The sequence below is a fragment of the Rhizobium sp. LEGMi-198b genome (genome assembly GCF_054114205.1).
Genome location: NZ_JBSYVH010000004.1, coordinates 518,847 through 533,962, shown reverse-complemented (window position 1 = coordinate 533,962; position 15,116 = coordinate 518,847). Strand labels below are relative to the sequence as shown.

At 61.3% G+C, this 15,116-nt stretch carries 10 protein-coding genes; 5 read left to right on the top strand and 5 right to left on the bottom strand.

Annotation, left to right across the window (positions count from 1 at the left end):
- The first annotated feature begins 31 nt into the window (after positions 1 to 31).
- A complete protein-coding gene (locus tag ACXHXG_RS19035) occupies positions 32 to 946 on the top strand; it encodes a pyridoxal-phosphate dependent enzyme (RefSeq protein ID WP_457900257.1) in 915 nt (304 codons plus the stop codon).
- Positions 947 to 1,027: 81 nt separating this feature from the next.
- Here the strand turns inward: ACXHXG_RS19035 and hemA are convergent, their stop codons facing one another.
- From hemA to ACXHXG_RS19015, 4 genes are all read right to left on the bottom strand, one after another.
- Positions 1,028 to 2,239, bottom strand: a complete 1,212-nt coding sequence (hemA, locus tag ACXHXG_RS19030; protein ID WP_104825237.1) for a 5-aminolevulinate synthase — start codon at positions 2,237 to 2,239, stop codon at positions 1,028 to 1,030.
- A 214-nt stretch (positions 2,240 to 2,453) separates the two neighbouring features.
- Entirely contained in the window at positions 2,454 to 3,248 is a 795-nt protein-coding gene (locus tag ACXHXG_RS19025; protein ID WP_283047734.1) for an FAD binding domain-containing protein, read from the bottom strand.
- Between the two features lie 19 nt (positions 3,249 to 3,267).
- Entirely contained in the window at positions 3,268 to 5,613 is a 2,346-nt protein-coding gene (locus tag ACXHXG_RS19020; protein WP_457900256.1) for a xanthine dehydrogenase family protein molybdopterin-binding subunit, read from the bottom strand.
- A gap of 83 nt (positions 5,614 to 5,696) precedes the next feature.
- The gene (locus ACXHXG_RS19015) at positions 5,697 to 6,185 is read right to left on the bottom strand and encodes a (2Fe-2S)-binding protein (protein ID WP_283047738.1); all 489 of its coding nucleotides are present in this window, start codon (positions 6,183 to 6,185) and stop codon (positions 5,697 to 5,699) included.
- 301 nt (positions 6,186 to 6,486) lie between these two features.
- On the opposite strand from ACXHXG_RS19015, the gene ACXHXG_RS19010 reads away from it, so the two are divergent.
- The 3 genes from ACXHXG_RS19010 (at position 6,487) to ACXHXG_RS19000 (ending at position 13,330) form a co-directional block, all read left to right on the top strand.
- Positions 6,487 to 6,783, top strand: a complete 297-nt coding sequence (locus ACXHXG_RS19010; RefSeq protein WP_104824564.1) for a YMGG-like glycine zipper-containing protein — start codon at positions 6,487 to 6,489, stop codon at positions 6,781 to 6,783.
- Between the two features lie 367 nt (positions 6,784 to 7,150).
- Positions 7,151 to 9,076 carry an autotransporter assembly complex protein TamA gene (locus ACXHXG_RS19005; RefSeq protein ID WP_457900255.1) on the top strand — a complete coding sequence of 642 codons (1,926 nt, stop codon included), beginning with the start codon at positions 7,151 to 7,153 and terminating at the stop codon, positions 9,074 to 9,076.
- A 63-nt stretch (positions 9,077 to 9,139) separates the two neighbouring features.
- Positions 9,140 to 13,330 (top strand): translocation/assembly module TamB domain-containing protein, encoded by a 4,191-nt coding sequence (locus tag ACXHXG_RS19000; protein WP_457900254.1) that lies wholly within the window; start codon positions 9,140 to 9,142, stop codon positions 13,328 to 13,330.
- Between the two features lie 222 nt (positions 13,331 to 13,552).
- Here ACXHXG_RS19000 and ACXHXG_RS18995 read toward each other — a convergent pair whose 3' ends face one another.
- Positions 13,553 to 13,981: an Lrp/AsnC family transcriptional regulator gene (locus tag ACXHXG_RS18995; RefSeq protein WP_028751246.1), complete on the bottom strand. Its 429-nt coding sequence runs from the start codon at positions 13,979 to 13,981 to the stop codon at positions 13,553 to 13,555.
- Between the two features lie 197 nt (positions 13,982 to 14,178).
- Here ACXHXG_RS18995 and rocF point away from each other — a divergent pair, with 197 nt between their 5' ends.
- Entirely contained in the window at positions 14,179 to 15,114 is a 936-nt protein-coding gene (gene rocF / locus ACXHXG_RS18990; protein ID WP_457900253.1) for an arginase, read from the top strand.
- The last annotated feature ends 2 nt before the right edge of the window (positions 15,115 to 15,116 follow it).

Below are 15,116 nucleotides of genomic sequence, written 5' to 3'. Positions count from 1 at the left end.
GCCAACAACGCTTTTGCGGAGAGATCACTCCATGGCACTTCACCTCGAAACTCCGCTCCTCGAATCCCGACCGCTCAGCCAGGTTTCCGGATGCTCCATCTGGCTGAAAATGGATGCGCTCCAGCCGCCCGGCTCCTTCAAGATCCGCGGCATAGGGGCCGCCTGCGAACATCATGCCAGAAGCGGTAAGCGGCGCTTCGTATCCTCCTCCGGCGGCAATGCCGGCATTGCGGTGGCCTATGCCGGTCGTCGCCTTTCGATCCCCGTATCGGTCTTCGTTCCCGAAACAACGACCGAACGGGCAAAATCGTTGATCCGCCAGGAGGGCGCCGAGGTTTTCGTGCACGGGGCATCCTGGCAGGAGGCAAACGAACACGCGCTGCAGGCGGTCGACGCGGGAACTGCGTTCATCCACCCCTTCGATGATCCGCTCGTCTGGACAGGCCACGCAACGTTGATCGACGAGGTCGTCAGGGCCGGCGTGCCGTTCGACGCCGTCGTTCTTTCGGTCGGCGGCGGCGGGCTGCTGGCCGGCATTTCGGAAGGACTTGATCGTAACGGTCTTCAGCATGTTCCGATCATCGCCGCCGAAACGGAAGGTGCCGCCTCGCTCGCAGCCGCAGTGAAAGCCGGAAAACCGGTGGAATTGCCGGCCATCACCAGCATCGCGACATCGCTTGGCGCTCGCAAGGTCGCCGAACGCGCCTTTGAGATTACGCGGAACAGGCCGGTCGATTGTGTTGTTGTCAATGACCGGGCTGCCGTCGACGCCTGCATGCGCTTCCTCGACGACCACCGCGTTCTTGTGGAGCCGGCTTGCAGTGCCGCATTGGCCGTCGCCTACGCCCATGCCGATCAGTTGGCACGCTTCGAGCGCGTGCTGATGATCGCCTGCGGCGGAGCAACCGCAACCCTCACGCAGTTGCAAGCCTGGCAAACCTCCTGATCGATGCCGGAACTCAAAAAATCAGGGCGCGGAAACGACATTTCCGCGCCCTGACGAAGGGATGAGAATGTAACCGGTGACTTACGCGACAGCCCTTGCCAGCGCACAGCGCGACCAGAGTGCATGCAGCGCGCCGACGAGATGGTCGATATCGGCGTCGGAATGCAGCGGCGTCGGCGTGATGCGCAGCCGTTCGGTCTTCTTCGGCACGGTCGGATAATTGATCGGCTGGACGTAGACGCCCATATCAAGCAGCAGATCCGAGATCCACTTGCACTTGGCGGCATCGCCGACCAAAACCGGCACGACATGGCTCGGATTCGGCATGTGCGGAATGCCTGAAGCATCGAGCTGCGCGCGCAACCGGCGAACCCGATCCTGATGGCGGGCGCGTTCGAACTGGCTGACCTTCAGGTGTCGGATCGAGGCGACTGCGCCTGCCGCCAATGCCGGCGGCAATGATGTCGTAAAGATGAAGCCGGACGCGAAGGACCGGATGAAATCGCAAAGTGCGGTCGAGGCGGCGATATAGCCGCCCATGACGCCGAAGGCCTTGCCGAGCGTGCCCTCGATCACCGTCAGCCGGTCCATCAGGCCTTCGCGCTCGGCAATGCCGCCGCCGCGCGGGCCGTACATGCCGACGGCATGCACTTCGTCGAGATAGGTCATCGCGCCGTATTTGTCGGCGAGATCGCAAATCTCCTTGATCGGAGCGATATCGCCATCCATCGAATAGACGCTCTCGAAAGCGATCAGCTTCGGCGCCTTCGGATCGGCGGCCTTCAGCTTGGCTTCGAGATCATGCAGGTCGTTATGCTTCCAGATGACCTTGTCGCACTTGGCGTAGCGGATACCTTCGATCATCGAAGCGTGGTTCAGCGCGTCGGAGAAGATGATCAGGCCAGGAATCTTCGCGCCGAGCGTGCCGAGCGTCGCCCAGTTGGAAATATAGCCGGAGGTGAAGATCAGCGCCGCTTCCTTGCCGTGCAGATCGGCGAGTTCCTGCTCCAGGAGAACATGGTAGTGGTTGGTGCCAGAAATATTCCGGGTGCCTCCCGCACCCGCGCCACAGTGATCGATGGCCTCTTTCATGGCTTCGATTACCTTGGGATGCTGGCCCATGCCGAGATAGTCGTTCGAGCACCAGACGGTTACGTCCTTGGAGCCTTCGGGCGTATGCCAGGTCGCGCGCGGAAAGCTGCCGCGCTGACGCTCCAGATCGGCGAACACGCGATAGCGGCCTTCCTTGTGTAGACCGTCCAGTTCACCTTTGAAAAATGCTTCGAAATCCATCATCTGCTCCAGAACCATGCGACCGTTTTCATGATTGCCGGTCTGCACGTCAACCCCTCCGCATCGCTTTCGCACTCGCTGCGGCAAATGGCCCTTAATTTTGAACAATTCCAGACAACAATTGTCAATCACCGAGAATTGACAATCGAACCTTTCTGGAACCTCGAAGCCGGAAAGGCAGCTAAGCCGCCCTTCCGGCAGTTTTCACGAGGCTTTATGCCGCCGCCGCCGCGCGCTTGGCCATGACCTTGATCAAATTGGCGCGATATTCTGCCGTGGCATGCAGATCGGAGAGCAGCGCCGACGAATCGATCGCCACGTTGGCGAGCGCATCCGGCGACCAGTTCGCCGCAAGCGCCTGCTCCATCCCGTCATGACGGAAGACCCCATCGGCACCCGCGCCGGTGACTGCGACCCGCACACCTCCCGTTCCCTTGGTGACGAACACGCCGGTCATGGCGTAGCGCGAGGCCGGATTGGGAAACTTGGCATAGCCGGCCTTTTCCGGTGCCTCGAAGGTTATGGCGGTGATCAGCTCGCCCTCTTCCAGCGCCGTCTCGAACAGGCCGGTGAAGAAATCGTCGGCAGCGATCTGACGCCTGTCAGTAACGATGGTGGCGCCCAAGCCCAGCATGGCCGAAGGATAATCCGCCGCCGGGTCGTTGTTGGCGACCGAGCCGCCGATCGTGCCCATATGGCGGACATGCGGATCGCCAATCATGCCGGCAAGATCGCAGAGCGCCGGACAGACGGCGCGGATCGCCGCCGAGGAGGCGACCTCCGCATGCGTCGTCGCAGCCCCGATCGTGACCCTGCGTCCGTCGACGCGGATGCCCTTCAGCGCCGGAATATGCCGGAGATCGACGAGATCGCTCGGCGAAGCGAGACGCTGCTTCATGGTGGCAATCAGCGTCATGCCGCCGGAGACATATTTTCCCTCCGACGCATCGGACAGAAGCTTGACGGCTTCGTCGACCGAGGAGGCGCGGTGATAGTTGGTTGCATACATGGCTTTTCCTCCTCTTGTCTCAGACGACGGCCCGCGCCGCTTCCCACACCTTGAGTGGCGTGGCGGGCATTGTCAGGGCATTGTTGCCGATCGCATCGGTGATGGCGTTGATCAGCGCCGGCGGAGAGCCGATGGCGCCCGCCTCGCCGCAGCCTTTGATCCCCAGCGGATTGTTCGGGCAAGGAGTGTTTTGGTGCGACAGGTTGAAGGACGGCAAGTCGTCGGCGCGCGGCATGGCGTAATCCATGAAGCTTGCCGTCAGCAACTGGCCGCTGGCATCGTAATGCACGCCTTCGAGCATCGCCTGCCCGACCCCCTGGGCGATACCGCCATGCACCTGTCCCTCGACGATCATCGGATTGATGATATTGCCGAAGTCGTCAGCGGCGACGAACTGGATAATGTCGGTCTTGCCGGTTTCCGGATCGACCTCGACTTCGCAGATGTAGCAGCCGGCCGGGAAGGTGAAGTTGGCCGGATCGTAGAAGGCGGTTTCCTTCAAACCCGGCTCCATGCCGGCGGGCAGGTTATGCGCCGTATAGGCGGCCAGCGCCACCTGGAACCAGGGCAGCGACTTGTCGGTACCGGCGACTTTGACTTCGCCGTTTTCGATGACGATATCGCTCTCGTCGGCTTCCATCAGATGCGCGGCGATCTTCTTCGCCTTGGCCTCCACCTTGTCGAGCGCCTTCACCACGGCGGACATGCCGACCGCGCCGGAACGTGAGCCATAGGTGCCCATGCCCATCTGCACCTTGTCGGTGTCACCATGAACGATCGACACGCTATCGATCGGCACGCCGAAACGGTCTGCGACGAGCTGAGCGAAGGTCGTCTCATGACCTTGGCCATGGCTATGCGAACCGGTGAGGACCTCGACCGTTCCGACCGCATTGACCCGAACCTCGGCCGATTCCCACAGGCCGACGCCGGCGCCGAGCGACCCTACCGCCTGTGATGGCGCGATACCGCAGGCCTCGATATAGCAGCTCATGCCGATACCGCGCTTCAGACCCCGCGCCTCCGCGGCCGCCCTGCGGGCCGGGAAACCGTCCCAATCGGCCTGCTGCATGGCGGCGTTGAGAGAAGCCTCATAGTCACCAGCGTCATAATTCATGATCACCGGCGTCTGATGGGGGAAGGAGCGGATGAAGTTGGTTCGCCTGAGTTCCGCCGGTGAAACGCCGAGCTCGCGCGCCGCCGTTTCCATGGTACGTTCCAGCAGATAGGTTGCCTCCGGACGCCCGGCACCGCGATAAGCATCGACCGGCACCGTATTGGTATAGACAGTGCGGACATTGGCGTGGATCGCCGGGATTGCATATTGGCCCGAAAGCAGCGTCGCGTAGAGATAGGTCGGCACCGCCGAAGAGAAGAGCGACATATAAGCGCCGAGATTGGCGATCGTGTCGACCTTCAGTCCGACAACGCGGTTTTGCGCGTCGAAAGCCATCTTCACCTTCGAGACATGGTCGCGGCCATGAGCATCGGTTAGGAATGCCTCGGTACGGTCTGCCGTCCATTTGACCGGCACGCCGGTCTTCTTCGACGCCCAGAGACAGACGATCTCCTCGGGGTAAATGTAGATCTTGGAGCCGAAACCGCCGCCGACATCAGGCGCAATGACGCGCAGCTTGTTTTCCGGGGCGACATTGTAGAAAGCGCTCATGACCAGCCGGGCCACATGCGGGTTCTGGCTGGTGGTGTAGCACGTATAATGATCGTCGCCGGCATCATAGATGCCGAGGGTCGCGCGCGGCTCCATGGCATTCGGCGAGAGCCGGTTGTTGTGGATTTCAAGTTCCGTGACATGGGCCGCCTCGGCGATTGCCTTGTCGGTCGCCGCGGCATCGCCGAGCTCCCAGTCGAAGATCAAATTATCGACCGCTTCCGGATGGAGCTGCGGCGCGCCGGGCTTCAGCGCCTCGACCGCCTCGATCACGGCAGGAAGCTCTTCATAATCCACGACGACGGCTTCGGCGGCATCGCGAGCCTCGCCAAGCGAATCGGCAACGACGATCGCCACGGCATCGCCAACATAGCGCACCGTCTCGACAGCCAGCGGCCGCCAGGCGCCCATCTTCATCGGCGAGCCGTCCTTGGAATGAATCATCCAGCCGCAGATGAGGTTGCCGATGCCATCGGCCAGCAATTGCTTACCATCCAGCACGCCAATCACGCCCGGCATGGCCAATGCGGCCGAGGCATCGATGCCGGTGATCTTCGCATGCGCATGCGGGCTGCGGACGAAATAGGCATATTTCATGCCCGGCGCCACCATATCGTCGGTATAGCGCCCCTTACCCGTCAGAAATCGTTTGTCTTCCTTGCGCGCGACGCGCGCGCCAATGCCTTCAACGCCCATGACATCCTCCCATTGGGGTTCCGGGGTCGGCAATCCGCCAAGATAACGGTCGTTGGCGTTCGCCAGACAATCTCCGTGAAATTTTATTCGGCCGCCTGTTTGGCGGCATGCATCTCAGCATTGGCGGCAAGGACCGCCTTGACGATATTGTGGTAGCCGGTGCAGCGACAGATATTGCCGTCAAGTTCGGCCCGCACAGTCTTTTCGTCCAGCGCGCCGCCATGGCGATTGATCATGTCGACGGCTGTCATCACCATGCCGGGGGTGCAGAAGCCACATTGCAGGCCGTGATGCTCCTTGAAGGCGGCTTGAACGGGATGCAGTTCGCCATTGGCAGCCAGACCCTCGATGGTTGTAATATCGGAGCCGGATGCCTGCACGGCCAAGACCGAGCAGCTCTTGATCGATTTGCCATCCATGTGAATGACGCAGGCGCCGCATTGTGTGGTGTCGCAGCCGACATGCGTTCCTGTCAGGCCAAGCTTTTCTCTGATGAAATGGACGAGCAGCATGCGATCCTCGCACTCGCCGCCGACCGTCCGGCCGTTCACCGTCAAAGTCACTTTTGACATATTTTCCTCCTCGCCTCTCCTCCAGAGGCAACAGTCATCATTTGACTTTTTTGTAGTGCAATCAACCTCTACTTTAGAAAGACGGTGGATTTTTCTCTCCGTCTAGTTCCTTTTCTTTGCCAAATGTTGATCTATCGAGTTTAGCACCAAAAAAACCGCAACTGCCCAATGGACAAACATATTTTGCACGATATTTCTTCGTAGCTGCAGGGACTGCAAGGACAGCCCATCGTGGTGGAGCTGAAAAAATTGGGACGGCGTTGGCCGGGGGTACCGGCTTAACTAACGTTGGAGAGAATATATGAAGAAAGCTCTTATGCTCGCATTGGTCGGCTTGTCTATCGCAAGCTGCACCCCGACTGAACAAGGCGCCGGCATCGGCGCGGCATCTGGCGCCATCATCGGCGGCGCTGTTACCGGCAATGTCCGTGGTGCAGCCGTCGGCGCCGCGATTGGCGGTGTTTCGGGTGCAGTGATCGGCAGCGTCGCCGAACAGCCGGGCCAGTGCTACTACCGTGACCGCTATGGCCGCCGTTACATCGACGATTGCCCGCGTGGCGGCTATCGTCGCAGCTACTATGATGGCGGCGGTTACTGATCCAATACGGATTTAAGATACCGAAGTCCCGGCCCTGAGGTCCGGGACTTTTTGATTCCGGCTCCTCGTCTTTTCATCTGTAAGAGGTGCAAAACTGGTGTCGCCCCAAGGGAAATGACGCCAATTTCAACGCTGGATCGAAGCAATGACCATGGGAGCGACGACCGCCATTTGCTCGCTAAAGAGCGCTGAAATAGCCCTAAGTCCCGGACGAAAATCCGGGATTTTTCATTTCCGCCGCGGTCTTTTGCAGGTTTTTGAGTCTAAAAAGGTACACGCGGGACGGTTTTGCCTCTATGGTGGCCCGCGCGTTAACCCGGGGGAAACGCCAAACTGAGAAAGTTCTTATATAACCGTAAAGCGGCGTATGCATAAAAGAACTGGTCCGAGGAAGAGTATTGCGTATCGGCGAGCAGGCACCGTAATGGCGGTTGCGGCAACGATTGCGCTCGGCCCACTCCATGCCGGAAACGCGTTTGCTTTCAAACTGTTCGGCATGACGCTCTGGGGCGAAGACGATACGACAGACCAGGTTTCCGATCCCGTTCATTACACCGTCGATTTCAAGACGGACAATCTCGACAAGGATCTCAAGGAGGCCTTGACCGACAGCTCCATGCTGGTTTCGGACAAGAAAAAGCCCGTCTCCGGCGACCTCGGCGTCGTCATCAAGGCGCGCGATGATCGCGACCGGCTGATCGCCACCCTCTATGAAAAAGCGCGCTATGGCGGCGTGGTCACCATCACAGTCAACGGCACCGATATCGATGCGCTGCCGCCGAATCCCACCTTTGGCCGTTCGAAGCCCGTCGCAGTCACCATCAGCGTCGATCCGGGCCCGGTCTTCACGCTAGGCAAGATCAAGCTGCTCGGCGATGCCCGCAATCTCGACCCCGCCGGCTATGGGCTTGTGCCGGGCGGTGACGCCGGCTCGCTGACGATCCTGAAAGCCGGTGACAAGATCGTCGCAGACTTCAAGAACCAAGGTCATCCGCTCGCCAAGCTGATCAAGCGCGATGTCGTCGCCGATCACGAGACCAACAGGGTCGACGTGGCGCTCAGCGTCGAAAGCGGGCCCATGGCGCCGATCGGTAATGTCGGCGTCAGCGGCCAGAAATCGGTCGATCCGGATTTCATCAAGCGCTATGCCCGCATCAACGAGGGCAAGCCCTATTCGCCGGATGAGCTGAAGAAAGCTTCCGACCGCCTGCGTAAGCTCGGAGTCTTTTCGAGCGTCACCATCCGCGAGGCCGACAAGCTTGCCCCGGACGGCAGCATTCCCATGACCATCGAAGTGGCTGAAGGCAAGCAGCGCTATTTCGGTGTCGGCGCGCAATATTCCACGATCGACGGTTTCGGCGTGCAAGGCTATTGGGGCCATCGCAACCTGACCGGCCGGGCGGATTCGCTGCGCATCGAAGGATCGGTCTCCCGGATCGGCGAAACCACTGATGTCGGACAGCTCGACTATAGCGCCGGCATTACCTATGTCCGGCCAGCGACCTGGTATCCCTCGGCAACCTTTACCGCCGGCCTGAAGATGCAAAGCCTGCATCCGGATGCCTATGATGCCGATACCATCACCGCGAGCGGGAGCCTCGCCTACGAGCTCTCCGATCAGGATACCGTCTCCGGCGGCGGCGAAATTAGCTATGAGCAGGACAGCACCGATGCCTACGGTGATCAAAACTATCTGACGCTGGCGATCCCGCTCGAATATGTCAGGGACACGCGCGACAACAAGCTGGACCCGACTGCGGGCTACCGCGCCTCTATCAGCGCCAAGCCGAGCTATGAAGCAATAGGCGGCGGAGTGTTTAGCTCCTTCGAAGGCTCGATTTCCGGCTATCAGGGCGTCGGCGCCAACGATAATGTCGTCTTCGCCGGGAAGCTTTCTCTCGGCTCGCTGATCGGCTCCAACAGTATAGAGGACATTCCGGCGACCCGGCGTTTCTATGCCGGCGGCGGCGGCTCGGTACGCGGCTACGCCTACCAGGAAATCACGCCCTACAATTCCAATGGCGACGCGCTCGGCGGCCGCTCCTATGCCACCGCCTCTCTTGAAGCCCGTATCAAGATCACCGATACGATCGGCATCGTGCCTTTCGTCGATATGGGCAGCGTCACCGACAGCACTTTTCCTGACTTTTCCGATCTTCGCATTGGCGCGGGCGTCGGTGTGCGCTACGCTACACCCTTCGGTCCCATCAGGCTCGACGTCGCCGTCCCGCTCAAGAAATATGAGAATGGTACGGCATACGGCATCTATGCCGGCATCGGTCAAGCCTTCTGACACGCCGTACGATCGCAGACGGTTCCGCACGCGGTTACAAAAATTGAGGTTACTGTCGCTCTCATGAGCATGTTGATTCGAATTGTCGGGAGATTGGTGCGCCTCATCGCCTATGCGTTCGTGGCAATTCTCATGCTTGCGATCGCCGCCGTGCTCATTGTCGGCTTTGTACCCGCCGCGACCAGCTATGCCGTCAATCAGGTGGCGAAGCTCGTCTCGACACCGGACCAGACCATCACGATTGCCGCGCCGTCTGGTCTTCTAACCGGCAACCTCCGCGTCGGCTCGATTGCGGTTGCCGACACCAAGGGCACCTTCGCGAAGGTGCAGAATCTCGCCATCGATTGGTCGCCGGTCTCCCTGCTGACGGGCACTTTCCATGCCGACCGCGTTGCCGCCGACGCCGTCGATTTTCAACGCCTGCCGGTGTCAACGGCAAAACCGGCGGCGGAATCGCAAGCAACGACGAGTGAAGGCAAAGGCTTCTCGCTGCCCATCGCCGTCGATATCGGCGCCATCGCATTGCCGAATCTCCGCATCGGGCAGGCCGTTGCCGGCCAGGATTTCGCGCTTGCCGCCAACGGCAGCGTCAAGGCGAACAGCAGTAGCGTCGACCTCATCCTCGATGCCAATCGCCAGGACGTTCCGGACGCCAAGCTCTCCGCCGATATCGCTTTTGCGCCGGCCGAAAACCGCCTGAACCTGAAGGCCGAAATCGCTGAACCGCGTGACGGAATGCTGGCCGGAATGCTGCATCTGCCGGGCGGCCCGGCGATCAATATCAACCTTTCCGGCGAAGGTCCTCTGTCGAACTGGGCCGGTAAGCTGCAGGCAGCACTCGACGGCAAACCGACGGTATCGATCAATGGCCATCACGCCCTTTCCGCCGACGGGCTGCATCGTATCGACGTAAAGGGCGGCGGCGACGTCGATTCATTGCTGCCGCCGACCTTCCGGCCTCTCTTTGCCGGTCAGACAACGATCGACCTTGCGGCTACCTTCGACGGCAAGGGCAAGATCGATATCCAGACCGGCAATCTCGCCACCGGCAGCGTCGTCATCGCCGCTTCCGGCACGCTCGATCCCTCAGGCAATAACAGCCTCAACGCCAACCTGCTCGGCACATCGGGGCCTGTGGATTTCCACTGGCCGATGGAGGACGGCGAAGTGCGGGCGATGATTTCGCGTGCTGATGTCGCGCTGACGGGCGCTGCGCAGTCCGTGAAGATCGATGCCAAGGCCTCGCTCGAAAGGGTCAGCACGCCGCAGGGCCAGATCGGCCAGGTAAACCTCAGCGCCAAGAGCGACGCCTTCAACCTGACCAACGGCTCCGGCCCGCTGCAGCTTCGCCTCGTCATCGGCCAGACCGCTTTCATCAGCCCCGACCTCAACCGCCTTATCCGCGCGCCGGTCGCGCTGACGGCGCCCTTGCAACTCTCGCCCGACATGATCGGCTTCAACAATACGACGCTGGAAAGCGCCAGCATCGGCGGCACCATCAACGGCAAATACACGCTGTCATCGAAGTCGCTCACCGGCAACTTCAAGATCTTTGCGCTGCCCGCCGTACTGCCGGACGGTGTGTCCGACAAGTTCGAGGGGACGATCTCGCTGGAGGGCCAGGTCGCCGGCACCGTGCCGACGAAAATGAACCTCTCCAACCTGGCCCTGAAATCGAATGTTGCCGAAATCAGCGGCAGTGCCGCGCTCGATGGCCAGGCGCTGACATCGGATATCACCGGCAAACTGCTCGATCTCTCCAAGCTCGTCCCCAATGCCGAAGGACAAGCGGATATTGGCCTGAAAGCCAAGGGCCCGCTGGCCGCGCTCGGCATCGATGCGACGCTGAAAGCGGTCAACGTCAAGCTGGCCGGCCGCCTGCTGGACACGCTCGATATAGCGCTGACCGGAACCGCCGATCCGAATGCGCCGCAAGCGAGCGTACAGGCAAGCGGCGCAATCGAGGGCAAACCGATCAGCATTACCGCCGATGCGACCTCGCAGAACGGCCGCACCAGCATTCCCAAGCTCGCCGTCGAAGTCGGCGCCAACAAGCTGCAGGGCAAGCTGTATCTTTCGCCAAGTTTCGAACCGTCGGGCGCGTTGAACTTCGATCTGCCTGACCTCAGCCTGCTTGCAGCCCTCGCGGGGCAGAAGGCCGACGGCGATCTCAAGGGTTCGATCGATCTCTCCAACGCCAATGGCAAGATCGGCCTGAAGGTCAACGCCAACGGCAGCGGCATTCGCCGCGACGATCTCTCGATCGACAAGCCGGCCATCGCGCTGACCGTCGACGACCTCAAGGCTTTTTCCGCCAATGGCAGCATCCGCGCCGACGCCATCGCCTCCGGCGCCAACCGTATTGCCAATCTCGGGCTGACCTTCACGCAGCAGGGCAACCGCACGGTTTTCGATCTCAAATCGAACTACGACAACGCGCCGCTGACAGCCAATGGCAATATCGAAACCGGCGGTGGCCAGACGGTCGTCAGCCTCGATAATTTCACCGGCGCGCCGCGCACCATTCCGGTCAAGCTGGCATCGCCGACCAAGATCGTCGTCAAAGACGGCACGGCATCGCTGAGCGGCCTCACCATCCAGACCGGCGGCGGTTCGGTGACGGTCAACGGCACGGCTGGACAAGCGCTGAATATCACTGCTGAGATCGCCAACCTGCCCGCCAGCCTCGCCAATGTCTTCGCCCCGACGCTTGCCGCCGAAGGTGCGATCTCCGGCAAGGTGACGGTGACCGGCAAGCCGGCTGCACCCGTCGTCGCCTTTCAGACCAATTGGTCCGGTGCGGCGACCAGCCAGACGAAATCGGCCGGGCTCGGCCCGCTCGGCATCAAGGCGAACGGCCAGTTCGCGAACAATACCGTCACCATCGACACGAACCTTACCGGCCAGAATGGCCTGGCGCTCAACGGCGGCGGCACCGTCGCCATTGCCGGCAGCAAGGCCCTGGGGATGAGATTCTCCGGCACCCTGCCCTTCGACGCGGTGGCCGGGCAGCTTGCCGCGCAGGGCCTCAGCATGACCGGCACGGCGAAGATCGACATCCGGATCGCCGGCACGACCGCCGCACCGGCCATCACCGGCACGATCACCACCGACGGCTCCAAACTCGTCGATGTCCGTCGCAATCTCACCCTCAACGGCCTCGCCGTCACCGTCACGCTCGACGGCAGGCAGGCGGTGATCTCGCGGCTCAACGGCAATCTCGCCAGCGGCGGCAGCGTATCGGCAAGCGGCACGGTCGGCATTGTTCCGGACAGCGGCTTTCCCGCCGACATCCAGTTGAAATTCAACGATGCCACCTATGTCGACGGCACGCTGGTGACCGCAACCATCAACGGCACCCTCAACATCAAGGGGCCGTTGCTGACCGCACCGGCGCTCACCGGAAGTCTGAGGCTCAACAAGGCATCGATCACCGTGCCGGAAAAGCTGCCGGCCTCGCTCTCCGAGATCAATATCAAACACAAGAACGCACCCGCCGCCGTCAGCGCCCAGTTCAGGGACCAGAAGCCTCAGGGCCCGCGCGATAAATCCACCACCCTCGGTATCGACCTGCAGCTTGACGCGCCCGCGCAGATTTTCGTCCGCGGCCGCGGCATCGACGCGGAACTCGGCGGCAACATCACCGTTCGCGGCACGGCCGCCAATCCGATCGTCTCCGGCGGCTTCACCATGCGGCGCGGACGCCTGACTATCCTCAGCCGCCGTCTGGATTTCACCAACAGCAGCAAGATCACCTTCGGTGGCGACCTGACGCCTGCCCTCGACATGGAAGCCACATCGACCGTGAATTCCACAACCATCACCGTCGACGTCACGGGTTTGGCTACCGACCCGAAGATCAGCTTTTCCTCGTCGCCTGCCCTGCCGCAGGACGAGGTGCTGGCGCAACTGATCTTCGGTCAATCGATGTCCAAGCTTTCAGCCCTGCAGATCGCCCAGCTCGCCGATGCCGCGAGCCAGCTCGCCGGCGGCCGTTCCACCTCCTTGTTCGAGGGGCTGCGCAGCCATCTCGGCGTCGACGATCTCGACATCACGACGGACTCAAAGGGCCAGGCCCAGGTTGGCGCCGGTAAATATCTGAACAAGCGCACCTATATCGAGCTGCAGCAGGGCGCCTCCAACAACACCAAGGCGATCATCAATCTCGACGTAGGCCGCGGCGTTAAGCTACGGGGCGCAGCCGGCTCGGATGGGGCAGGCGAAGCCGGGATTGTTTATGAGCATGAGTATTGAGGAGATCACACGACTTTCTGCTCAAGCCAATCCGCGGCCACCTCGCCCTTCAAGGCCTTGCCGCTTTCGCTGACGCTTAAACGTCAAAGCACCTCAGGGTGAGGTTGAGAGAGTTTTGGAGCACGCAAGAGATCAGTCCTCACCCGCAAGCCTCCTGGGCTTGTCGAAGGGGGCTGGAGCCTCAAAGGGCGAGGGCGGGTGGTGCCTCCTTGGAAAGAATGTTTAAAATCCCATCTTGCTCGTCTTCAGCAGGATATTGGACTCCGTCGTGTTGATACCGTTGATCAAGCGAATCCTGCGCAGCGTTTCGTCGAAGGAAGCGAGATCGCGATCCTCCAGCTCGGCGATGAAATCCCATTTTCCGTTGGTGCTGTGCAGCGCCCTCACCTGCGGCAGGCCGCGAAGCTGATCGGCGACCTTATCCGCCAATTTGCCGAGCACCTCGATCATGACGATGGCGCGCACCCCGGCGGAGCGGGCCTCGTGGCCGGTTCTGATGGTAAAGGCGGTGATGGTGCCATTGTCGACCAGCCGTTCGATGCGCGCCGTCACGGTGGCGCGTGAGGCGCCGGTCGCTGCCGCAAGCGACGAGACGGAGGTGCGGGCGTTGTGGCGCAACGCGCTCAGGAGGTCACGATCGAGATCATCCATGGACTTATCATTCTGCTAAATGGCATTTATCAATCTGTCGAAGACTACTCAATTTTTGACAATTTTCCATCTTTTTGCTGTCATCTCCGTCGCTGATAATCAACACCGACAGCCAACCTGTATCTTGGATCGCGCATAAGCCCTTTCGAAAGTCGCTCTGCACTTTTCGGGCTTATGCGCTGAACGGAGGACCGCCGATGAACGTACAATCCACATCCATCACGCTGATCGGCGTTCCGCTCGAGGAAGGCTCCGGCCGCCGCGGCGCCGGCATGGGCCCGACGGCTCTGCGCATCGCCGGCATCGAGACGATGCTGACCGAACTCGACCATCGCGTCACCGACAGCGGCGACCTGCATCCGGCCCCCGCCGCCGACCTGCCGGACCATCCGAAAGCGCATAATCTGAAGACCGTTGGCGCCTTCACCCGCGCTCTGGAAGCCAAGGTTTACGAAGTTGCCTCATCGGGCGGCTTCCCGCTGATCCTCGGCGGCGATCACAGCCTTTCCATGGGCAGCGTCTCCGGCATGGCGCGCCATGCGGCTGAGGTTGGCCGGCCGCTGTTCGTGCTCTGGCTCGACGCGCATTCAGACTTCAATTCGCCGGCCACATCTCCATCGGGCAATATTCACGGCATGCCGGTCGCCTTCTTCTGCGGCGAAGCGGAGATTGCCGATATCCTGCCGGCCTCCCGCCCGCTGGTCGATCCGAAGAAGGTATTCCAGGTCGGCATACGCTCCGTCGACCCGCACGAGCGCCAGGAAATCCGCGAGCATGGCGTCAACGTCTTCGATATGCGCTCGTTGGACGAGCAGGGCGTGGCAGCCATCATGCGCCAGGTGCTCGACACCATCAGCGCCGCCAATGGCCTGCTGCATGTCAGCTTCGATGTCGATTTCCTCGATCCGGATATCGCGCCCGGTGTCGGGACGACGGTGCCGGGCGGCGCGACTTTCCGCGAAGCCCATCTCATCATGGAAATGCTGTCCGACAGCGGCCTCGTCTCGTCGCTCGATCTGGTCGAGCTCAATCCCTTCCTCGACGACCGCGGCAAGAGCGCCCGCGTCCTGGTGGAGATGGCGGCGAGCCTCTTCGGACGACGCATTTTCGATCGCCCGACACGGGCAGCATAATT